This is a genomic window from Staphylococcus sp. LCT-H4 (genome assembly GCF_001866145.1).
Classification (GTDB): domain Bacteria; phylum Bacillota; class Bacilli; order Staphylococcales; family Staphylococcaceae; genus Staphylococcus; species Staphylococcus succinus.
In genome coordinates, this window is sequence record NZ_MODY01000002.1 from 1 (window position 1) to 22020 (window position 22020).

Annotated in this window: 23 protein-coding genes and 1 other annotated feature; of the genes, 21 read left to right on the forward strand and 2 right to left on the reverse strand. The window is 34.8% G+C overall.

What is annotated here, in order from left to right; all coding sequences use genetic code 11:
* Positions 1 to 113: 113 nt before the first annotated feature.
* Positions 114 to 1487 carry a MocR-like pyridoxine biosynthesis transcription factor PdxR gene (gene pdxR / locus BK821_RS04920; RefSeq protein WP_046837683.1) on the reverse strand — a complete coding sequence of 458 codons (1374 nt, stop codon included), beginning with the start codon at positions 1485 to 1487 and terminating at the stop codon, positions 114 to 116.
* A 101-nt stretch (positions 1488 to 1588) separates the two neighbouring features.
* On the opposite strand from pdxR, the gene pdxS reads away from it, so the two are divergent.
* Together pdxS and pdxT are read left to right on the forward strand one after the other, a co-directional pair.
* Complete coding sequence (gene pdxS, locus BK821_RS04925; protein ID WP_046837684.1) at positions 1589 to 2476, forward strand: pyridoxal 5'-phosphate synthase lyase subunit PdxS; 888 nt, start codon at positions 1589 to 1591, stop codon at positions 2474 to 2476.
* A 1-nt stretch (position 2477) separates the two neighbouring features.
* Positions 2478 to 3053 (forward strand): pyridoxal 5'-phosphate synthase glutaminase subunit PdxT, encoded by a 576-nt coding sequence (pdxT, locus tag BK821_RS04930; protein WP_069824878.1) that lies wholly within the window; start codon positions 2478 to 2480, stop codon positions 3051 to 3053.
* A gap of 135 nt (positions 3054 to 3188) precedes the next feature.
* On the opposite strand, the gene BK821_RS04935 is transcribed toward pdxT, so the two are convergent.
* Positions 3189 to 4403, reverse strand: a complete 1215-nt coding sequence (locus tag BK821_RS04935) for a NupC/NupG family nucleoside CNT transporter (protein WP_071331360.1) — start codon at positions 4401 to 4403, stop codon at positions 3189 to 3191.
* 156 nt (positions 4404 to 4559) lie between these two features.
* On the opposite strand from BK821_RS04935, the gene BK821_RS04940 reads away from it, so the two are divergent.
* The 19 genes from BK821_RS04940 (at position 4560) to rplJ (ending at position 21999) form a co-directional block, all read left to right on the forward strand.
* Complete coding sequence (locus BK821_RS04940) at positions 4560 to 5021, forward strand: CtsR family transcriptional regulator (protein WP_046837687.1); 462 nt, start codon at positions 4560 to 4562, stop codon at positions 5019 to 5021.
* A gap of 18 nt (positions 5022 to 5039) precedes the next feature.
* Positions 5040 to 5591, forward strand: a complete 552-nt coding sequence (locus BK821_RS04945) for a UvrB/UvrC motif-containing protein (protein WP_046837688.1) — start codon at positions 5040 to 5042, stop codon at positions 5589 to 5591.
* Entirely contained in the window at positions 5584 to 6594 is a 1011-nt protein-coding gene (locus tag BK821_RS04950) for a protein arginine kinase (protein WP_046837689.1), read from the forward strand. Before BK821_RS04945 ends, BK821_RS04950 begins: the two co-directional genes overlap by 8 nt.
* 14 nt (positions 6595 to 6608) lie before the next feature.
* Positions 6609 to 9071, forward strand: coding sequence for an ATP-dependent Clp protease ATP-binding subunit (locus BK821_RS04955; protein ID WP_071331361.1), 2463 nt, complete (start codon positions 6609 to 6611; stop codon positions 9069 to 9071).
* Between the two features lie 374 nt (positions 9072 to 9445).
* A complete protein-coding gene (gene radA / locus BK821_RS04960) occupies positions 9446 to 10813 on the forward strand; it encodes a DNA repair protein RadA (protein ID WP_046837691.1) in 1368 nt (455 codons plus the stop codon).
* A gap of 81 nt (positions 10814 to 10894) precedes the next feature.
* Positions 10895 to 11953 (forward strand): PIN/TRAM domain-containing protein, encoded by a 1059-nt coding sequence (locus tag BK821_RS04965; RefSeq protein WP_046837692.1) that lies wholly within the window; start codon positions 10895 to 10897, stop codon positions 11951 to 11953.
* Between the two features lie 393 nt (positions 11954 to 12346).
* On the forward strand, positions 12347 to 13801 hold the full coding sequence (gene gltX, locus BK821_RS04970; protein ID WP_071331362.1) for a glutamate--tRNA ligase: 1455 nt from the start codon (positions 12347 to 12349) through the stop codon (positions 13799 to 13801).
* Positions 13802 to 14152: 351 nt separating this feature from the next.
* Complete coding sequence (gene cysE / locus BK821_RS04975) at positions 14153 to 14794, forward strand: serine O-acetyltransferase (RefSeq protein ID WP_046837763.1); 642 nt, start codon at positions 14153 to 14155, stop codon at positions 14792 to 14794.
* Positions 14778 to 16178: a cysteine--tRNA ligase gene (gene cysS / locus BK821_RS04980; RefSeq protein ID WP_071331363.1), complete on the forward strand. Its 1401-nt coding sequence runs from the start codon at positions 14778 to 14780 to the stop codon at positions 16176 to 16178. The genes cysE and cysS overlap by 17 nt, the downstream gene beginning before the upstream one ends.
* Position 16179: 1 nt before the next feature.
* Positions 16180 to 16569, forward strand: a complete 390-nt coding sequence (locus BK821_RS04985) for a Mini-ribonuclease 3 (RefSeq protein WP_046837695.1) — start codon at positions 16180 to 16182, stop codon at positions 16567 to 16569.
* 4 nt (positions 16570 to 16573) lie between these two features.
* Positions 16574 to 17323 carry a 23S rRNA (guanosine(2251)-2'-O)-methyltransferase RlmB gene (rlmB, locus tag BK821_RS04990; protein WP_071331364.1) on the forward strand — a complete coding sequence of 250 codons (750 nt, stop codon included), beginning with the start codon at positions 16574 to 16576 and terminating at the stop codon, positions 17321 to 17323.
* Positions 17320 to 17847 (forward strand): NYN domain-containing protein, encoded by a 528-nt coding sequence (locus BK821_RS04995; RefSeq protein WP_046837697.1) that lies wholly within the window; start codon positions 17320 to 17322, stop codon positions 17845 to 17847. Before rlmB ends, BK821_RS04995 begins: the two co-directional genes overlap by 4 nt.
* 69 nt (positions 17848 to 17916) lie before the next feature.
* The gene (locus tag BK821_RS05000) at positions 17917 to 18483 is read left to right on the forward strand and encodes a sigma-70 family RNA polymerase sigma factor (protein WP_071331569.1); all 567 of its coding nucleotides are present in this window, start codon (positions 17917 to 17919) and stop codon (positions 18481 to 18483) included.
* Positions 18484 to 18620: 137 nt separating this feature from the next.
* Positions 18621 to 18764, forward strand: a complete 144-nt coding sequence (gene rpmG, locus BK821_RS13215; protein ID WP_073505020.1) for a 50S ribosomal protein L33 — start codon at positions 18621 to 18623, stop codon at positions 18762 to 18764.
* A gap of 133 nt (positions 18765 to 18897) precedes the next feature.
* The gene (gene secE, locus BK821_RS05005; protein ID WP_002484168.1) at positions 18898 to 19077 is read left to right on the forward strand and encodes a preprotein translocase subunit SecE; all 180 of its coding nucleotides are present in this window, start codon (positions 18898 to 18900) and stop codon (positions 19075 to 19077) included.
* 14 nt (positions 19078 to 19091) lie between these two features.
* Positions 19092 to 19640: a transcription termination/antitermination protein NusG gene (nusG, locus tag BK821_RS05010; RefSeq protein WP_046837698.1), complete on the forward strand. Its 549-nt coding sequence runs from the start codon at positions 19092 to 19094 to the stop codon at positions 19638 to 19640.
* 189 nt (positions 19641 to 19829) lie between these two features.
* Positions 19830 to 20252: a 50S ribosomal protein L11 gene (rplK, locus tag BK821_RS05015; protein ID WP_046837699.1), complete on the forward strand. Its 423-nt coding sequence runs from the start codon at positions 19830 to 19832 to the stop codon at positions 20250 to 20252.
* 227 nt (positions 20253 to 20479) lie between these two features.
* The gene (gene rplA / locus BK821_RS05020; protein ID WP_046837700.1) at positions 20480 to 21175 is read left to right on the forward strand and encodes a 50S ribosomal protein L1; all 696 of its coding nucleotides are present in this window, start codon (positions 20480 to 20482) and stop codon (positions 21173 to 21175) included.
* A gap of 88 nt (positions 21176 to 21263) precedes the next feature.
* Positions 21264 to 21413, forward strand: a sequence feature (ribosomal protein L10 leader region).
* A gap of 76 nt (positions 21414 to 21489) precedes the next feature.
* Positions 21490 to 21999 (forward strand): 50S ribosomal protein L10, encoded by a 510-nt coding sequence (gene rplJ, locus BK821_RS05025; RefSeq protein WP_046837701.1) that lies wholly within the window; start codon positions 21490 to 21492, stop codon positions 21997 to 21999.
* Positions 22000 to 22020 lie beyond the last annotated feature (21 nt).

Below are 22020 nucleotides of genomic sequence, written 5' to 3' on the forward strand. Positions count from 1 at the left end.
AAATATAAATACAACTCTTTTTTATCCGAAAATTGAGAAGTGTAACTTTAGGGAATACCTGAGCTAAAGCTCATGCATAAGAACCACTAATCTCAATAAATTGAGAAGTGGTTCTAAAAAGTTAATGACTTAATGAGTACATCAATATGGGGTTTGAGTTTGGAAAGAGGGATACCTCCAAATCCGAGTATGAATTTTGCTGATTGTTCTGTCGGATCATATTTGGTGAAGGGTGTAATTTTTAGATTGTATTTCTCAGCATTTTTGAGGCATTGTTCTAGAGTTAAACCATTTGTAACTGTTAATGTAAAATGCATTCCAGCTAAGGCACCATCAATTTCTAGTTGGTTTTGAAAGGGTTTAAGTTCATTTAAAATAAATTTTAATTTTTCACTATAAACATTTCTCATTTTATTCAAATGTCTCTCGAAGCTTCCTGACTCCATAAAGTTTGCAACCATCTTTTGTATATGTGCAGGAACAGTATTGCCTTCTTTGTTAGGTAATATATTATAAAGCGCTAATAAATTTTGAGGCAGTACAAGATACGCAATTCTACAACTTGGAAATAAAGATTTAGAAAAGGTACTGATATAGATAACCTTATCTTGAGTATCTAAACTTTGTAATGCAGGAATAGGTTTACCAAAGTAACGAAACTCTGAATCATAATCATCTTCTATAATATATCTATCTTTACTTTGCTGTGCCCAATTTATAAGTTGCGTACGTTTTTTCAAATTCATTACATAGCCAGTAGGAAACTGATGTGATGGTGTGACATAGGCAATGTTGTTATCAAATTCATTAAAGTAATGCAATTCAATACCAGTTTGATTTACAGGTATTTGTTGATATTTAAATTGTTTTTTATCTAAGACTTGTTTAATTGGAGGATAGCTTGGATTTTCAATATAAAACTGAGCATCATTTAGGATATCAGTTAATAAATTAATGAGTTGCTCTGTGGATGACCCAATGATAATTTGGTCTGGATGACAAGATACACCACGACTATTAAATAAATAACGTGCAATTTCTTGTCTTAGTCCCCATTGTCCTTTAGGGTTTGTGTGCTGTAAGAGATTTAATTGATTGTCTTCAAAAGCGTCTCGTGCATATTTTCTAAATTGTTGCATTGGAAAGTACTCAGCGTCTATTTCTGATAAATTAAATGCAAAATCATATGTATGATTAACATTATTTTCGAAATAATCAGAATTAGATAGATTTGAAGTGTGTCTATTTCTATTAATAATAGGTAAGGTTTCTATGTCTGATACAAAATAGCCAGAACGCGGTTTAGAATATATGTAACCCTCATCTAATAGAAATTGGTATGCATGCTCAATTGTTGTATTACTGACTGAAAGATGTTCGCTTAGCGCACGTTTTGAAGGGAATTTATCCCCAGAATTATATTGTCCTTCGATGATTTGTCTTTTTAAATTTTCATATAAATCAATATAGAGATGTTTTTTAGCCATTTTATTCTGACCCCTTAAATTATTTTGAAATTGTCCCTTTTTAAATACCAGTTTATCTTTTAAAATGAATTTAATCAACTAAGTAAAGGGGTAAAATAAATATGTCTAAAGTTACTGGATCCGAAAGAGTTAAAAGAGGAATGGCAGAAATGCAAAAGGGCGGCGTTATCATGGACGTTGTTAATGCAGAACAAGCTAAGATTGCTGAAGAAGCAGGAGCTGTTGCTGTAATGGCATTAGAACGTGTACCATCTGACATAAGAGCAGCTGGCGGTGTTGCAAGAATGGCCAATCCTAAAATCGTAGAGGAAGTTATGAATGCAGTGTCTATACCTGTAATGGCTAAAGGACGTATCGGCCATATTACTGAAGCACGTGTTTTAGAATCGATGGGTGTTGACTATATTGATGAGTCAGAAGTATTGACGCCGGCTGATGAAGAATACCATTTACGTAAAGATACTTTTACAGTTCCATTTGTATGTGGTTGTCGTAATTTAGGTGAAGCTGCGAGACGTATTGGTGAAGGTGCTGCGATGTTACGTACCAAAGGTGAACCAGGTACAGGTAATATTGTAGAAGCTGTGAGACATATGCGTCAAGTCAATTCAGAAGTAAGTCGTTTAACTGTTATGAATGATGATGAAATTATGACTGAGGCTAAAAATATCGGTGCTCCATATGAAGTATTAAAAGGTATAAAAGAAAATGGACGTTTACCAGTTGTTAATTTTGCTGCTGGCGGTGTGGCAACACCTCAAGATGCAGCATTAATGATGGAATTAGGAGCAGATGGCGTATTCGTAGGGTCTGGTATCTTTAAATCAGAAGATCCTGAAAAATTTGCGAAAGCAATTGTACAAGCGACAACGCATTATCAAGATTATGAATTAATTGGCCGTTTAGCTAAAGAACTTGGTTCTGCTATGAAAGGTTTAGATATCAATGAATTATCATTAGAAGATCGTATGCAAGAGCGTGGATGGTAATATGAAAATTGGTGTTTTAGCATTACAAGGTGCTGTCAGAGAACATATACGTCATATTGAACTTAGTGGTCATGAAGGCTTAGCAGTTAAACGCGTGGAACAACTAAATGAAATTGACGGTTTAATATTACCTGGTGGAGAATCAACGACTTTACGTCGCTTGATGAATCTATATGGCTTTAAAGAGGCATTACAACAATCTACATTACCTATGTTTGGTACCTGTGCTGGACTTATTGTAATGGCTAAGCATATTGCTGGAGAAGAAGGGTATTTAGACAAATTAAATATCACCGTCGAAAGAAATTCGTTTGGTAGACAAGTAGATAGCTTCGAAAGTGAACTAGATGTTAAGGGGATTGCTAAGGATATTGAAGGTGTGTTTATTAGAGCCCCACATATTGCCGAAATACATGAAGGTGTAGAATTACTTAGTACAGTTGGTGAAAAAATCGTTGCTGTGCAAGAAGGTCAGTATTTAGGTGTATCATTCCATCCAGAGTTGACTGATGATTATAGAGTGACACAGTATTTTATAGATCATATTGTAAAATCAGCGCTCACTGAAACAGTGTAATCAAGATTCAGAAGTACTTGAATGTATGGTATATGTATAAGGGGACTTTAGTTTAATATACTTTGATGCATACTTTTAATAGTAAACATAAACAGAGCATGTAAGGTTTATAAACCTTACATGCTCTGTTTTGTATTAAATAAAGAATCCAGCAATTGCTGCTGAAATAAATGAAACGAGTGTAGCACCGAACAATAGTTTTAAACCAAAGCGTGCGACCATATCGCCTTTTTCATTGTTAAGTGACTTAATTGCCCCCGAAATAATACCGATTGAACTGAAGTTTGCAAATGAAACTACGAACACTGAAATAACGCCTTTTGCGTGATCACTCATATCTTTAACAGTGCTAAGACTTTGCATAGCCACAAATTCATTTGATAATAATTTCGTTGCCATAATTGAACCTGCTTGTACCGCATCGTTCCAAGGTATCCCAATTAAGAATGCAAATGGTGCAAATACAAAACCGATAAGCGTTTGGAAATCCCAAGTAATGCTTCCTCCCGAAAGGCCTGTAAAAATAGCACTTACTACGCCATTAAGTAATGCGATAATGGCAATGTAACCTATTAACATTGCCCCGACAATGATTGCGACTTTAAATCCATCTAAAATGTATTCGCCTAACATTTCGAAGAAAGATTGTTTCCCAGATTCACTTTCTTCAACAATTAACTTATCTTCTTTTGCTTCTACTTTATAAGGATTAATGATAGAAGCGATAATAAAGCCACCAAAGAGATTTAAAGCTACTGCTGTCACGACATAACGAGGTTCAATTAACGTGAAGTATGCACCAATAATTGAAGCAGAAACAGTAGACATAGCCGAAGCAGTTAATGTGTAAAGACGTTGTCTTGGTATATGTGCTAATTCTTTTTTCAATGAAATGAACACTTCTGATTGTCCCAAAATAACTGCTGCAACAGCATTGTATGATTCTAAACGGCCCATGCCGTTAATTTTAGATATTGCTAAACCTAATACATTGATAATCCATGGAAGAATACGTGTATATTGTAAGATACCAATTAACGCTGAAATGAAAACAATTGGTAGTAATACATTAAAGAAAAACGGTGGGTTTTTCGGATCGACAAATTCAAATCCGCCAAACACAAAATTTACACCTTCTGCTGCTTTTGCTAACAAATAATTAAATCCTTCTGAAATTCCACCAATGACAGTGATACCAAATTTTGTTTTTAGCAAAATAAAGGCAAAAACAAGCTGTATTACGAGTAAAAGACCTACGTATTGCCAGCGAATATTTTTTCTGTCGGAACTAAAAAGAAACGCTAGGCCGAGAAATACTGCAATACCGATCAAACCTATGATAATATGCATAATTACTTCATCCCTTTTATTTTTTCTTAATACCTATAATACAACAAATTAAGGACGTCTAACATCCATAATTAAAAATTTTTGAAACATATTGGTTGAAAAAGGTCAAAGTTGGTCATATAATATAGTCAAAGAAGGTCAAAAGAGGTGATAATCATGCACAACATGTCTGACATCATAGAACAGTACATTAAGAAATTATTTGAAGACGCCAATGAAGACGTTGTAGAAATTCAGCGTGCAAATATAGCACAACGCTTTGACTGTGTGCCTTCACAATTGAATTATGTAATTAAAACACGATTTACAAATGAACATGGCTACGAGATTGAAAGTAAAAGAGGTGGCGGTGGCTATATTAGAATCACGAAAATTGAAAATAGAGACGAAACAGGTTACATTAATCACTTACTTCAACTTATAGGACCATCAATATCTCAGCAACAAGCGTACTATATTATAGATGGTTTACTGGATAAAGAATATATCAACGAAAGAGAAGCGAAAATGATTTCGGCTGTGATTGATAGAGAAACATTAAAAATGGATGTATTATCGAGAGATATTATACGGGCTAATATTTTAAAAAGATTATTGCCTGTAATAAATTATTATTAAAAAGTGAGGTGTTTAGTCGTGCTATGCGAAAATTGTCATTTAAACGAAGCAGAAGTAAAAGTAGCTGTGAAAGGACAAGAAGGCGTTAATGAAAAATGGGTCTGTCCAACATGTGCGCAAGGAGGTAACCCTTGGACACAGAATCAACATATACAGTCCCAAGATGACATTGAAGGTGCTTTTGTTGTAAAACAAATATTACAGCACTTAGCTGCTAAACATGGTATTGATTTTGATGAAATTGCTTTTAAAGAAGAAAAAAGATGTCCTACTTGCCGCATGACTTTGAAAGATATTGCACATGTCGGTAAATTTGGATGTGCAGATTGCTATGCTACATTTAAAGATGACATTATCGATATTGTACGACGCGTGCAAGGTGGCCAAATTGAGCACATTGGTAAGACACCTCGATCTTCATATAGAAAGTTAGCTTTAAAAAAGAAAATCGAAGAAAAAACAACACATTTAAACCAACTTATAGAAGATCAAAACTTTGAAGAGGCAGCCGTTGTTCGAGACGAAATCAAAGCATTAAAAGAAGACAGCGAGGTGAGTAGTGATGAGTGAAAATAATATCAGCGCATATATGAGTGAATGGATGCGCGATAAAGATGAAAGCCCAATCGTAATGTCTTCAAGAATACGATTAGCTAGAAATTTAGAAAATCATGTTCATCCGCTCATGTTTCCGTCCGAGCAAGAAGGTTTTAGAGTAATTAACGAGGTTCAAGATGCACTTCCAGATTTGTTTATACAACGTTTAGACACTATGGATCAACAAAGCAAATACAAACTGGTAGCCAAACATCTTATCAGCCCAGAACTTATTAGACAACCTGCTTCTGCAGTGTTATTAAATGAAGATGAATCTTTAAGCCTCATGGTCAATGAAGAAGATCATATTCGTATACAAGCAATGGGCAATGATTTATCATTACAAACCTTATTTGAAAAAGCTTCTACATTAGATGATACTTTAGATAGTGAGTTAGACATTAGCTTTGATGAACATTTAGGTTATTTAACGACGTGTCCAACTAATATTGGTACAGGAATGCGAGCGAGTGTGATGTTACATTTACCTGGTCTAACAATTATGAAGCGTATGAATCGTATTGCTCAAACAATTAACCGATTTGGTTTTACAATAAGGGGTATATATGGTGAAGGATCGCAAGTTTATGGTCATATATATCAAATTTCAAATCAACTGACTTTAGGTAAAACGGAAGAAAATATTATAGAAAGTTTAACCGAAGTTGTTCAGCAAATTATTAACGAAGAAATGCAAATTCGTGAACGTTTAAATGAACACAATCATACCGAAACGTTAGACAGAGTATATCGTTCGTTAGGAATATTAAAATATAGTAGACTAATATCTATGGAGGAAGCTTCTCTGAGGTTAAGTGAAGTTAAACTTGGCATTGATTTAGGCTATATTGAATTAGAAGATTTCAAATTTAATGAGTTGATGATTGCGATACAGTCACCATTCTTATTAGATGATGAAGATGAAAGAGTAGTAAATGAAAAAAGAGCAGATATTTTAAGAGAACATATAAATTAGGAGGTCATGCTATTATGCTATTTGGTAGACTGACAGAACGTGCACAGCGCGTACTAGCACATGCTCAAGAAGAAGCAATTCGCTTAAATCATTCAAATATTGGAACAGAACATTTACTTTTAGGATTGATGAAAGAACCTGAAGGTATTGCAGCAAAAGTATTAGAGCAATTCGATATTACAGAAGAAAAAGTAGTAGAAGAAGTAGAAAAGTTAATCGGTCATGGACAAGAGCAAATGGGTGCATTACATTACACACCTAGAGCGAAGAAAGTAATCGAATTATCAATGGATGAAGCAAGAAAATTACATCATAATTTTGTAGGTACAGAACACATTTTACTTGGCTTGATTCGTGAAAATGAAGGCGTAGCTGCACGTGTATTTGCTAATTTAGATTTAAATATCACCAAAGCACGCGCACAAGTAGTTAAAGCTTTAGGCAGTCCTGAAATGAGTAATAAAAATGCGCAAGCGAATAAATCAAATAACACACCAACATTAGATGGTCTTGCACGTGATTTAACTGTTATTGCAAAAGATGGCACGTTAGATCCTGTGATTGGTAGAGACAAAGAGATCACTAGAGTTATTGAAGTATTAAGCCGTCGTACTAAGAACAACCCAGTGTTAATCGGTGAACCTGGTGTAGGTAAAACTGCAATTGCAGAAGGTTTAGCTCAGTCAATTGTGAACAATGAAGTGCCTGAAACGTTAAAAGGTAAACGTGTGATGTCACTTGATATGGGTACAGTAGTAGCTGGAACTAAATATCGAGGCGAATTTGAAGAACGTCTTAAAAAAGTAATGGAAGAAATCCATCAAGCAGGAAATGTGATTCTATTTATTGATGAATTACACACATTAGTAGGTGCTGGTGGAGCTGAAGGTGCTATTGATGCATCCAATATTTTAAAACCAGCGCTTGCACGTGGAGAATTACAATGTATCGGTGCAACAACTTTAGATGAATATCGTAAGAACATTGAAAAAGACGCTGCGTTAGAACGTCGTTTCCAACCCGTTCAAGTTGCTGAACCAACAGTTGAAGATACTATTGAAATTTTAAAAGGGTTGCGTGACCGTTATGAGGCACATCACCGTATTAATATTTCTGATCAAGCATTAATTTCAGCTGCAAAATTAAGTGACCGTTATGTATCAGATCGTTTCTTACCTGATAAAGCTATCGATTTAATTGATGAAGCTAGTTCTAAAGTGAGATTGAAAAGTCATACAACACCGCCAAACTTGAAAGAAATCGAACAAGAAATCGAACAAGTTAAAAATGAAAAAGATGCTGCAGTACATGCACAAGAATTTGAAAATGCAGCTAACCTTCGTGATAAACAAACTAAATTAGAAAAACAATACGAAGAAGCAAATGACAAATGGAAGAACGCGAAAAACGGTGAAAATACTTCTTTATCTGAAGATGATATCGGTGAAGTTATTGCAGGATGGACTGGTATACCATTAACTAAAATTAATGAAACAGAATCAGATCGTCTACTTAATTTAGAAGATACACTTCATCATAGAGTCATTGGTCAACAAGCTGCGGTAACTTCAATAAGTAAAGCAGTAAGACGTGCACGTGCTGGATTAAAAGATCCTAAGCGCCCAATTGGCAGCTTTATTTTCTTAGGTCCTACAGGTGTAGGTAAAACTGAATTAGCACGTGCTTTAGCAGAATCTATGTTTGGTGAAGATGATGCAATGATTCGTGTTGATATGAGTGAATTCATGGAAAAACATGCAGTCAGTCGTTTAGTTGGTGCCCCTCCAGGCTATGTAGGTCATGATGATGGTGGACAATTAACTGAAAAAGTAAGACGTAAACCATATTCAGTAATCTTATTTGATGAAATTGAAAAAGCGCATCCCGATGTCTTTAATATACTTTTACAAGTATTAGATGATGGGCATTTGACTGATACGAAAGGACGTCGTGTTGATTTCCGTAATACTGTAATTATTATGACATCAAATGTTGGTGCACAAGAGTTACAAGATCAGCGTTTTGCAGGATTTGGTGGAGCTTCAGAAGGCGAAGACTACGAAACAATCCGTAAAACAATGATGAAAGAATTGAAAAATGCTTTCCGCCCTGAATTCTTAAACCGTGTAGACGATATCATTGTATTCCACAAACTTTCTAAAGATGAATTGAAAGAAATTGTTACAATGATGGTTAATAAACTTACTAAACGTTTATCTGAGCAAGATATAAACATCGAGGTTTCAGAAGCGGCTAAAGAAAAAATTGCAGAAGAAGGCTATGACCCAGAATATGGTGCTAGACCATTAATTCGTGCAATTCAAAAAACAGTAGAAGATAACTTGAGTGAATTAATTTTAGATGGTAACCAAATCGAGGGCAAAGCAGTTAAAATTGATCATGATGGTAAAGAATATAAATATGATATTCAAGAAAGACAAGCACCATCAAAAGATAAAGAAATAACAGAATCATAATATTAAAATATGTGAAAAAGTGCGCTTCTCAAATGTATAAAATTCATTTGGGGAGCGTATTTTATTATGCGTATTTTGAGAATAATTATTTAGAAAATGTGTATGTTAGTGTGCTATTAATATGTACACTTTATAAAGAAGAGTATGCTATATTTCCCGGTAAATATATATAATATTGTTGGTACTATTAAGGAAAGCGTGATATTTTATTTAAATAGTTATTGTAGATAGTCATACATCAACAAAGTGCAAATATATCTCACGATAAAAGCGCGTAAATTAAAAACAAAAATAATATGTACATGATTAAAATTTGTTTTTAATCAAAGAGAAGTATAAAATAGATTTGTTCAAAGAAAGATGGAGGTGCAATTTTGGCCAAAAAGAAAGTGATTTTCGAATGTATGGCTTGTGGTTATCAGTCACCAAAATGGATGGGAAAATGTCCAAACTGTGGTGGTTGGAATCAAATGGAAGAAGTTGTCGAGCAAAAGACAGCGAGTCCGAAGCACGGCGTACGAACTCGCGATAATGTTTCTAAAGTGCAGAAGTTAAATGACATCAAACAAGAAACTACACCGCGTGTTAAGAGTAAGTCAGATGAATTTAATCGCGTGTTAGGTGGCGGGATTGTGAATGGTTCATTAGTCTTGATTGGTGGAGACCCTGGTATAGGGAAATCCACATTATTACTACAAATTTGTGCAGCGTTATCGCAGTCACATAATGTTTTATACATCACTGGTGAAGAATCATTAAACCAAACGAAATTGAGAGCAGAAAGATTGGATGAGGATTCAAGTCAGTTAAATGTGTTTGCTGAAACAGATTTGGAAATTATACATGAAACCGTAAAACAATTAAAACCAGATTTGCTTGTTGTCGATTCTATCCAAACTATATTTCATCCTGAAATTAACTCAGCGCCTGGTTCCGTTTCGCAAGTCAGAGAAAGCACCCAAAGCCTTATGAATATTGCTAAGCAAATGAATATCGCAACATTTATTGTCGGGCATGTTACAAAAGAAGGTCAAATTGCTGGTCCGCGCTTATTAGAACACATGGTTGATACTGTTCTTTATTTTGAAGGCGATGAGCATCATGCCTATCGTATTTTAAGAGCGGTAAAAAACCGTTTTGGTTCTACAAATGAAATGGGTATTTTTGAAATGAAGCAAAGTGGATTAAAAGGCGTTGCAAACCCTTCTGAAATGTTTTTAGAAGAACGTTCAACTAACGTGCCAGGTTCTACAATTGTTTCTACTATGGAAGGTACGAGACCGTTATTGATAGAAGTACAAGCGTTAGTCACTCCTACTACTTTTAATAATCCACGACGTATGGCTACAGGTATTGATCATAATCGCTTGAGTTTACTCATGGCTGTATTAGAAAAGAAAGAAAATTATTTACTTCAACAGCAAGATGCTTATATTAAAGTTGCTGGCGGTGTAAGATTAACCGAACCTGCAGTCGACTTAGGAATCGTTGTAGCCACAGCTTCAAGCTTTAAAGATCAAGCCGTAGATGGTTTAGACTGCTTTATCGGTGAGGTCGGTCTGACCGGCGAAGTAAGACGTGTATCACGTATTGAACAACGTGTACAAGAGGCGGCAAAATTAGGTTTTAAACGTGTCATTATTCCAGAAACAAATATAGGCGGTTGGCAATTCCCAAGCGATATTAAAGTTATAGGTGTCAAAAGTGTAAACGACGCTTTGAGATACGCTTTAGCTAAATAATAAGGCATATAATAAATTTAAGAGCTTACAGATGACTCAAGTTAAGTCTGGCTAGTTTGCTTGAGAAGGGAGAATTAAAACTTGAATATGTTAAGACTCATTGTAATCTTGTGCTATATTATTTTAGGTGCAAGTTTAGGTGTATATTTCATCCCTGAAATCACAATTGATGCTGGTTTAGCTGACTATACACTATTAACGAATAACTATTTCAATGGTCTACTAGGGATTTTAATATTCTTTTTAATCTTTGGATGGTTTATAAAAAGAGCAACTTTAGCATTTAAAGAATTAGAACAAACAATTATGCGTCAAAGTGCTGTAGAAATTTTATTTGCTACAATTGGGCTGATTATTGGTTTGCTTATTTCTGTTATGATATCTTTCATTTTTCAAATAATCGGCAACACTGTATTAAATCACTTTGTACCCATTATAATTACAATTATTCTAGGTTATCTAGGATTCCAATTTGGCTTACGCAAGCGTGATGAAATGTTGCTATTTTTACCAGAAAATATGGCGCGCTCAATGTCTATTAATGCTAGAAATGCAGTGCCTAAAATTATCGATACAAGTGCTATTATAGATGGTCGTATTTTAGATATTATTGAATGCGGATTTATTGATGGAGAGATATTGATTCCGCAAGGTGTTATTAACGAATTACAAGTTGTTGCAGATGCGAATGATAGTGTGAAACGTGAAAAAGGTCAGCGTGGGTTAGATATTTTAAATGAACTTTATGATACAAATCACCCTACGAGAATTATACATCCGACTAAGTCACATAGCGACATTGACGCAATGTTAATTAAGTTAGCGCAACACTATAGAGCGCACATTATTACCACAGACTTTAATCTTAATAAAGTGTGCCATGTGCAAGGGATTCAAGCACTAAATGTTAATGATTTATCTGAAGCTATTAAACCGTCTGTACACCAAGGTGATCGTTTTAGTCTATTACTTACGAAAATGGGTAAAGAATCGGGACAAGCTGTAGGATACTTGGATGATGGGACAATGGTAGTAGTGGATAACGCTAAGAAACATATTGGGGAGCATATTGATATTGAAGTTATCAGCTTATTACAAACTTCATCAGGAAGAATTATTTTTGCTAAAAAGCTAAACTAGATGAGTTATTAAGGTTTCAAATGAATTGGTTACTATAAATTCATTTGAAACCTTTTTATTATTGAGAAAGAGTGAATTTAAGCACAGTGATATCATAATAGGCCTTAAAGTGCTACAATAGATAGCGAAATTGTATTACTATATGATGTGTTGAAATCATAAAATGAAGTGTTAATAGATTGTATAGTAGTGCTTTAAAAAAATATAAGCTATGGTATTATTAATAGGCGGCAAGATAACAACTTTATGAAGCGTTAGTACTAAATTTATTATAAATTTTCAATGTTTTATGTTAAAAATCATTTAACTTAACAAACCAGAATATGTAATGAGTTTCAAAACGCAATATGCTATTAAAATTACTAATAATATTATTAAACAGGAGTGAACATAATGAGTGATCGTGTAAGAGTTAGATATGCACCAAGTCCAACAGGCTACTTGCATATTGGTAATGCAAGAACTGCATTATTCAACTATTTATTTGCTAAACATTATGATGGGGATTTCGTAATTCGCATTGAAGATACGGATAGTAAGCGTAATTTAACGGATGGTGAGTCTTCTCAATTTGAAAATTTAAAATGGTTAGGTATTGAATGGGATGAATCTATCGATAAAGATAAAGGTTATGGTCCATACCGTCAGTCTGAACGTGCTGAAATATATAATCCGTTAATTCAACAATTATTAGATGAAGATAAAGCTTATAAATGTTATATGACTGAAGACGAATTAGAAGAAGAACGCCAACAACAAATTGAACGTGGAGAAATGCCTCGTTATGGCGGTAAACATGCACACTTAACAGAAGAAGAACGCCAACAGTTTGAAGCTGAAGGACGTCAACCTTCGATCCGTTTCCGTGTCCCTAAAGATACTACATTCTCATTTGACGACATGGTTAAAGGTGAAATTTCATTTGATTCAAATAACATTGGTGATTGGGTTATTGTTAAAAAAGATGGCATTCCAACGTATAACTTCGCAGTAGCAATTGACGATCATTATATGGAAATTTCGGATGTTATTCGTGGAGATGACCATATTTCGAACACGCCAAAACAATTGATGATTTTTGAAACATTTGGTTGGGAAGTGCCAAGATTCGCGCACATGTCACTTATTGTTAACGAAGAACGTAAAAAGCTAAGTAAACGTGATGGACAAATCTTACAATTTATCGAGCAATATCGCGATTTAGGATACTTACCAGAAGCTTTATTTAATTTCATTACGCTATTAGGGTGGTCACCAGAGGGTGAAGATGAAATTTATTCTCAAGAAGAATTTATTAAAATCTTTGATGAAAAACGTTTATCAAAATCACCAGCGTTTTTCGACAAACAAAAATTAGCATGGGTTAACAACCAATATATGAAACAAAAAGATACTGAAACGGTATTTGATTTAGCATTACCACATCTTATTAAAGCAGAACTACTTCCTGAAAATCCTAGTGAAGCAGAATTAGAGTGGGGTCGTAAACTAGTTGCACTGTATCAAAAAGAGATGAGTTATGCTGGAGAAATTGTTCCACTTTCAGAGTTATTCTTCCGTGATGAACAAATATTAGGAGAAGATGAGCAAGAAGTCATTGAAGGTGAGCAAGTACCTGAACTAATGACGCACCTGTATAGCAAACTAGAAGCGCTTGAACCATTTGAAGCGGCAGAAATTAAGAAAACAATTAAAGAAGTTCAAAAAGAAACAGGTATTAAAGGTAAGCAATTATTTATGCCGATACGTGTTGCTGTTACTGGCCAAATGCATGGGCCAGAACTACCTAATACTATCGAAGTATTAGGCAAAGACAAAGTGTTGTCACGTTTGAAAAAATACGTTTAAATAATTTCGGTATGTAACGTAAAAGTATTGGGGAGTTAATACTTGAAAAATTACAACAAACCACCTATTATTAAAACTGAAAATAGCAAAGGATTAGTAGGTAATGGATTGTGTCAAGAGAGTGTGCGGATGCTGTGAGCACACCACAGAAATTACGGAATGCACCTTTGTATGAATATCAATTAAATAACTTTGATGAGTGAATATGAGTTGGGAAGCAATGATTAAATCATAGATATGGTTTATAGTGAGGACTTGTATATAAAAATAAGAGTGGAACCGTGCAAAAGCGCCTCTAACAAGTGAGTTAGGGGCGCTTTTTTTAATAGGGAGGTAGCAACCTTGTTTAAGATTTTGAAAAGAGTAAAAGATGATGTAAATATGGTGTTCGAACAAGATCCAGCCGCACGTACGACATTGGAAGTTATTACTTCATATGCAGGCATACATGCAGTGTGGAGCCACCTCATCGCACACGAATTATATAAAAAAAAGAAATATGTTCTAGCGAGGTTGATTTCTCAAGTCACTCGCTTTTTCACTGGAATTGAAATACATCCAGGTGCTCAGGTTGGTAGACGTTTATTTATTGATCATGGTATGGGTGTAGTTATTGGGGAAACGTGTAGAATTGGAGATAATGTCACAATTTATCAAGGTGTCACATTAGGTGGTACGGGTAAAGAAAAAGGTAAACGTCATCCTGACATTGGCGACAATGTTTTAATCGCTGCTGGTGCCAAAGTATTAGGCAATATTAAAATTGAATCTGACGTAAATATAGGCGCTAATTCTGTAGTATTAAGTTCAGTACCAAGCTATTCTACTGTAGTTGGCATACCAGGTCATATTGTTAAACAAGATGGCAGACGCATAGGTAAAACATTTGACCACCGCAATTTACCAGATCCGCTTTTCGAGCAATTAAAAGAATTAGAGAAACAACTTGAGAAAACAAGAAATGGAGAGATACAAGATGATTACATTATATAATACGCTAACACGTCAAAAAGAGACGTTTGAGCCTATTGAACCAGGAAAGGTTAAAATGTATGTTTGTGGACCTACTGTGTACAATTACATTCATATAGGTAACGCAAGACCAGCTATCAATTACGACGTAGTAAGAAGATACTTTGAATATCAAGGTTACGAAGTGATCTTTGTATCAAATTTCACAGATGTTGATGATAAATTAATCAAACGTTCTAAAGAATTAAATGAATCTGTATCAGATATTGCCGATAGATATATTGAAGCATTTTATGAAGATGTTGGCGCACTAAATGTAAAGAAAGCAACTTCTAATCCACGTGTAATGAATCATATGGATGACATTATTAAGTTTATTGAGGATTTAGTAAATGAAGGTAATGCGTATGAAAGTGGCGGAGATGTTTATTTTAGAACACGTAAATTTAAAGAATACGGCAAGTTAAGTCATCAATCTTTGAATGATTTAAAAGTCGGTGCACGTATAGAACAAGGCGAACAGAAAGAAGATGCATTAGATTTCACGTTATGGAAAAAGGCGAAGCCGGGTGAAATCAGTTGGGATAGTCCATTTGGTGAAGGTAGACCTGGATGGCATATCGAATGTTCAGTAATGGCTTATCATGAATTAGGAGCAACGATTGATATTCATGCAGGTGGTGCTGACTTACAATTCCCACACCATGAAAATGAAATTGCGCAATCAGAAGCACACAACCACGCTCCGTTTGCTCATTATTGGATGCATAATGGCTTTATCAATATTGATAATGAAAAAATGAGTAAATCATTAGGTAACTTTGTATTAGTTCATGACATCATTAAGCAGATAGATCCAGATGTTTTACGTTTCTTTATGATTAGTGTGCATTATAGAAGTCCAATCAACTATAATGTGGAATTAGTTGAAGCAGCAAAAAGTGGCTTAGAGCGTATACGTAACAGTTATAAAGCGATTGAAGATCGTGAAGCAATTGCGACAGATATTGCAGAACAATCAGCATATATCGATGACATTAATGCTGTATTAGAACAATTTGAAACTGTCATGGATGATGATTTTAATACTGCTAATGCTATAACTGCATGGTATGATTTAGCGAAATTAGCTAATAAATATGTGTTAGAGAACACAACATCTACAGAAGTGATAAGTCGTTTCAAAGAAGTATACAAAATTTTCAGTGATGTACTAGGTGTGCCATTAAAAGGCAAAGAAAGTGACGTTCTGTTAGATGCAGATATCGAAGCGCTTATAGAAGAAAGAAATAATGCTAGAAAGCAAAAAGATTTTGCACGAGCTGACGAAATCCGTGATGAACTAAAAGCGCAGAATATCATTTTAGAAGATACGGCACAAGGCGTGAGATTTAAACGTGGTTAATATGGATAATAAATTATTAAACCCTTTGACATTAGCATATATGGGCGATGCTGTATTAGATCAACATGTAAGAGAATATATCGTGTTGAAGCTAAAGGCGAAACCTAATCGATTACACCAAGAAGCGAAGCGCTATGTTTCAGCTAAAAGCCAGGCACAAACACTTGAATATCTTATGGAGCACAATTGGTTCAGTGAAAGTGAACAGGATATTGTTAGACGTGGTAGAAATGCTAAAAGTTATACCAAAGCTAAAAATACAGACATACAAACATATAGAAAAAGTTCAGGGCTAGAAGCGGTCATTGGATTCTTATATTTAGAAAAAGAGTACGACCGCCTATCAGCGTTGTTAGAGACTATTATACAAAATGTAAATGAGAGGAAGTGATCCTGTGGAAGATATAGTTATAGTTGGTCGTCATGCAGTAAAAGAGGCGATTGTCTCAGGGCATACTATTAATAAAATTTTAATACAAGATACTATTAAAAAGGGACAAATAAATGAAATTTTAAAATTGGCAAATAGTCATAAAATCATCGTTCAATCAGTACCAAAATCAAAAATAGATAATTTGTCAGATGCGCCACATCAAGGCATCGCGGCGTATATTGCCCCGTATGAATATACGGAATTTGATGATTTTTTAGCTTCACAAAAGACGAAAGACGACTTGTCCACGGTCTTGATATTAGATGGCTTAGAAGATCCTCATAATTTGGGGTCTATTTTGAGAACTGCAGATGCTTCTGGTGTCGATGGAGTGATTATACCTAAAAGACGTTCAGTAGCGCTGACGCAAACAGTTGTTAAAGCTTCCACTGGTGCAATTGAACATGTGCCAGTTATTCGGGTAACTAACCTTGCTCAAACTATTGAAGAATTAAAAGACAACGGGTACTGGATAGTTGGTACAGAAGCGGAAAATGCTACAGATTATAGAGAAATGGATGCGGCAATGCCTCTAGCGATAGTTATAGGAAGTGAAGGGCAAGGCATGAGTCGTTTAGTTAAAGATAAATGCGATTTCTATATTAAAATTCCAATGGTTGGACATGTGAATAGCCTTAACGCTTCTGTAGCTGCTAGCTTAATGATGTACGAAGTATATCGTAAACGTCACCAGATTGGAGATAAGACATGAAAGATCGTTACTTAATCATTGATGGTTATAATATGATTGGACAGTCGCAGGAGCTCAGTCGCATAGCTAAAGATAATCTTGAAGAAGCGCGCGATCAATTACTTACTGCAATCGCAAACTACAATGCTGTTATAGCAGATGAAGTTGTTTGCGTATTTGATGCTTATGAGCAATCCGGCGCTCATTCAGAATATATGTACCATGGGGTTAAAACGATATTTACGAAAGAAAAAGAAACTGCCGACAGTTACATTGAACGATATGTTTATGATTTATATGATAAACATACGCGACACATAACGGTTGTAACGAGTGATATGAGTGAGCAACATGCAATATTTGGCGCGGGGGCTTACCGTGTTTCTTCAAGAGAAATGTGGAGAGATTTGAGAGAAAATGAAATATCAGTATCAAAAGAGCTAGATGGTTTTAATGAACAAAAACCACGTACACGCATAGAACTGTCAAATGAGATACTTGAAGAATTTGAAAAATTAAGACGCGGTAACAATCATAAACACTAGTATTGAAGTCTTGATTTTTGGTGTGCAACTATGTATCCTATGTTTACTTTTAAGGAAAGGATACAAGTCATGTTTGAAAGTTTACACAACAACGAACTTACCTCACAAACACCATGCGATTTTAAAAATACACAAGTAACACTTAAAATGATTGAGCCTGTCTTACCTATGATAAAGCAAAGGCTAAATCATTTTACTATTCATCCGAATGATAAAGAAGATTTGTGTCAAGAAGTGCTATTAAAATTATTAAGAATACTGAGTGATTTTGATTTCACTAAAAGTACGCCATTTGAGCATTATGTGAATCGAATTATTACAACGGTAAAAAACGACTATCTTCGTAAAAAAGTGTACACACAGCAACGACATGAATTATTAGTGAACGAGTTCAAAGTTAAGTATCAATATGCGACAACTATATATTTAACAGAACAACAGATTATAGCTGATGAAATTTCTAATGACTTATACCGTGGGTTAGAAAAGTTGACTGAACTTGAACAAAGTGTGATGATTTATATTTTTAGAGAATATAAACCACAAGAAATCGCCCAAATATTAAATGTAAAAATCAAAGTAGTTTACAATACGATACAGCGTTGTAAAATGAAAATAAGACATTATTTGAAGTGATACACACATCCACGAAACATGAAAAACGACGTACTATGATTACAAAACAGTGTACTTTACTATACGAGCGAAGATTGACAATTGACTTCAAAGTTATGTATAGTAGATTGGTATTATAATGAGTAAGGTGAAGACAAATGAAAAAAGTACCAATGAATTGTGAAGTGTGTGGCAGTAGAAATTACAATATTCCGAAACAAAGCAATCTTACATCGAGATTGGAATTAAAAAAATACTGTCCGAGATGTAATGCACATACGTTGCATAAGGAATCGAAGTAATTAAGACGACATATTTAGTGTGATCGGTTGAGTAAATATATCATTCCAACTAAGTTGAGAGTATTGTATTTGCTTGATTTGTTGTATGGAATAAGCAAATAAGGAATAACGAAATAATACGGAGGTCTTGTTAATGGCTAAAAAAGAAAATTTCTTCCAAGGCGTTAAGTCAGAAATGGAAAAGACAAGTTGGCCAACGAAAGAAGAATTGTTTAAATACACAGTCATTGTTGTAGCTACGGTAGTATTTTTCTTAGTATTCTTCTATGCCTTAGACTTAGGAATTGGTAGAATTATAGAGTTAATTAAATAGTTAGGAGTGACGACATGTCTGAAGAAGTTGGCGCAAAGCGTTGGTATGCTGTGCATACTTATTCTGGTTATGAGAATAAAGTTAAAAAGAATTTAGAAAAACGTGTTGAATCTATGAATATGACTGAACAAATATTCAGAGTTGTAATACCTGAAGAGGAAGAGACACAAGTTAAAGATGGTAAGTCTAAAACTTTAACTAAAAAAACATTCCCTGGTTACGTCTTGGTTGAATTAGTAATGACTGACGAATCATGGTATATAGTAAGAAATACACCTGGTGTTACTGGATTTGTTGGCTCAGCAGGCGCTGGTTCTAAACCTAATCCACTACTTCCTGATGAGGCACGTTTCATCCTTAAACAAATGGGCATGAAAGAAAAAACTATTGATGTTCAACTAGATTTAGGTGAACAAGTTAGAATTAAATCAGGTCCTTTTGCAAATCAAGTAGGCGAAATTCAAGAAATTGAAGTAGAAAAATTCAAACTTACAGTTCTTGTAGACATGTTTGGTAGAGAAACGCCAGTAGAAGTTGAATTTGATCAAGTAGAAAAATTATAATAATAAAAAGGAAATAAAAATATAATATTAGTTCGAAAATAACAAATCAACTATTGATTTATAACTCGAATTAGTGTTATAATACTGTGGTCGCGCTTTTAGAGCGTTCATTTCGTCACGAAATGTAGAAGAGTGGGAGGGCAAAACTTAGTCCTGTGACCACATCACGATATCAAGGAGGTGCACATCGTGGCTAAAAAAGTAGAAAAAGTAGTTAAATTACAAATTCCTGCAGGTAAAGCGAACCCAGCACCACCAGTTGGACCAGCATTAGGTCAAGCAGGTGTGAATATTATGGGATTCTGTAAGGAATTCAACGCACGTACACAAGAAGACGCAGGTTTAATCATTCCGGTAGAAATCAGTGTTTATGAAGATCGTTCATTTACATTTATTACAAAAACACCACCGGCTCCAGTATTACTTAAAAAAGCAGCAGGCGTTGAAAAAGGTTCAGGCGAACCTAATAAAAACAAAGTTGCTTCAGTAACTAAAGATCAAGTACGTGAAATTGCAAACCAAAAAATGCAAGATTTAAATGCTGCAGACGAAGAAGCAGCTATGCGTATTATCGAAGGTACTGCACGTAGTATGGGAATCACAGTTCAATAATTATAACAGTAATGAAATCATAGATAGACGAAGTAGCAGATGACGGAAATGACAAACATGATGACAGCGTTCAATATTGTCGTAGTATGAGGGGAAATGTCATTTATTTAGGATTTATTCCTATGATAAAATACAATTTTATACCTCACTGTCATCTGCTCTTAACTTGTGAAAACAAGTAAACGTGGGAGGAAATTCCGCTAAAACCACTAAAGGAGGAACATGAAATGGCTAAAAAAAGCAAAAGATATCAAGAAGTAGCTAGTAAAATCGACCGCACAAAACAATATGATGTTGAAGAAGCAGTTGCACTAGCTAAAGAAACAAGCATTGCTAACTTTGACGCTTCAGTTGAAGTAGCATTCCGTTTAGGTATTGATACTCGTAAAAATGACCAACAAATCCGTGGAGCAGTAGTGCTTCCAAATGGTACTGGTAAATCACAACGTGTATTAGTATTCGCAAAAGGTGACAAAGCAGCTGAAGCAGAAGCAGCAGGTGCAGATTTTGTCGGTGAAGGTGAATATGTAGAAAAAATTCAACAAGGTTGGTTCGACTTTGATGTCGTAGTAGCTACACCAGATATGATGGGCGAAGTTGGTAAATTAGGTAGAGTATTAGGACCTAAAGGTTTAATGCCAAACCCTAAAACTGGAACAGTTACAATGGACGTTAAAAAAGCTGTTGAAGAAATTAAAGCTGGTAAAGTTGAGTACCGTGCTGAAAAATCAGGTATTGTTCACGCGTCAATTGGTAAAACATCATTTGATACAGACAAACTTGTTGAAAACTTCAGAACGTTACAAGACGTTTTATTAAAAGCGAAACCATCATCAGCTAAAGGTACTTACTTCAAATCCGTTACTGTTACAACAACAATGGGTCCTGGAGTTAAAGTTGATACTTCAAGTTTCAAACTTTAATTTTTTAAAAATTAAAACTAAAGACTGAAGATTTAATGCTTCAGTCTTTAAATAAAATATTGACATAATACATGAGACCAGTTATATTGGTTAATGTATTATTTTACCTAAGACAGTAGGAGTTAGAAATAACTTAAAAAGTAAAATCCTGCCGAGGCTAAAATTGACTTGAACGTGAAGATTTCAGATCTTTCAAGCACTTTTTGCCACGGGTAGAAAGTGCTTTTTTTATTGAGCGTTGAGCATATAGTTTACACTGCATGGCAATGTTTCAAGATTAAAAGCACCAAATTAAAATCAATGGAGGTGTCTAAATGTCTGCTATCATCGATGCAAAAAAACAAGAAGTTGATATTATTGCTGAACAACTTAAAAACTCAGTATCTACAGTTATCGTTGACTATCGTGGTCTTAGCGTTGCTGAAGTAACTGAATTACGTTCACAATTACGTGAAGCTGGTGTTGAGTATAAAGTATACAAAAACACAATGGTTCGCCGTGCAGCTGAAAAAGCTGGTATTGACGGATTAGATGAATTCTTAGTAGGTCCTACAGCGGTTGCAACATCAAGTGAAGATGTTGTTGCTCCAGCAAAAGTTATTGCAGGATTTGCAAAAGAACATCAAGCTTTAGAAATTAAAGTTGGTGTTATGGAAGGCAGTGCTATCTCAGCAGAAGAAGTTAATACTGTTGGTACATTACCATCACATGACGGTCTTGTTTCTATGCTTTTATCAGTATTACAAGCTCCAGTACGCAATTTCGCTTATGCGGTTAAAGCTGTTGGAGAAGAAAAAGAACAAAACGAAGAAAGCGCTGAATAATTGCGCGTAACTATTAAAAAT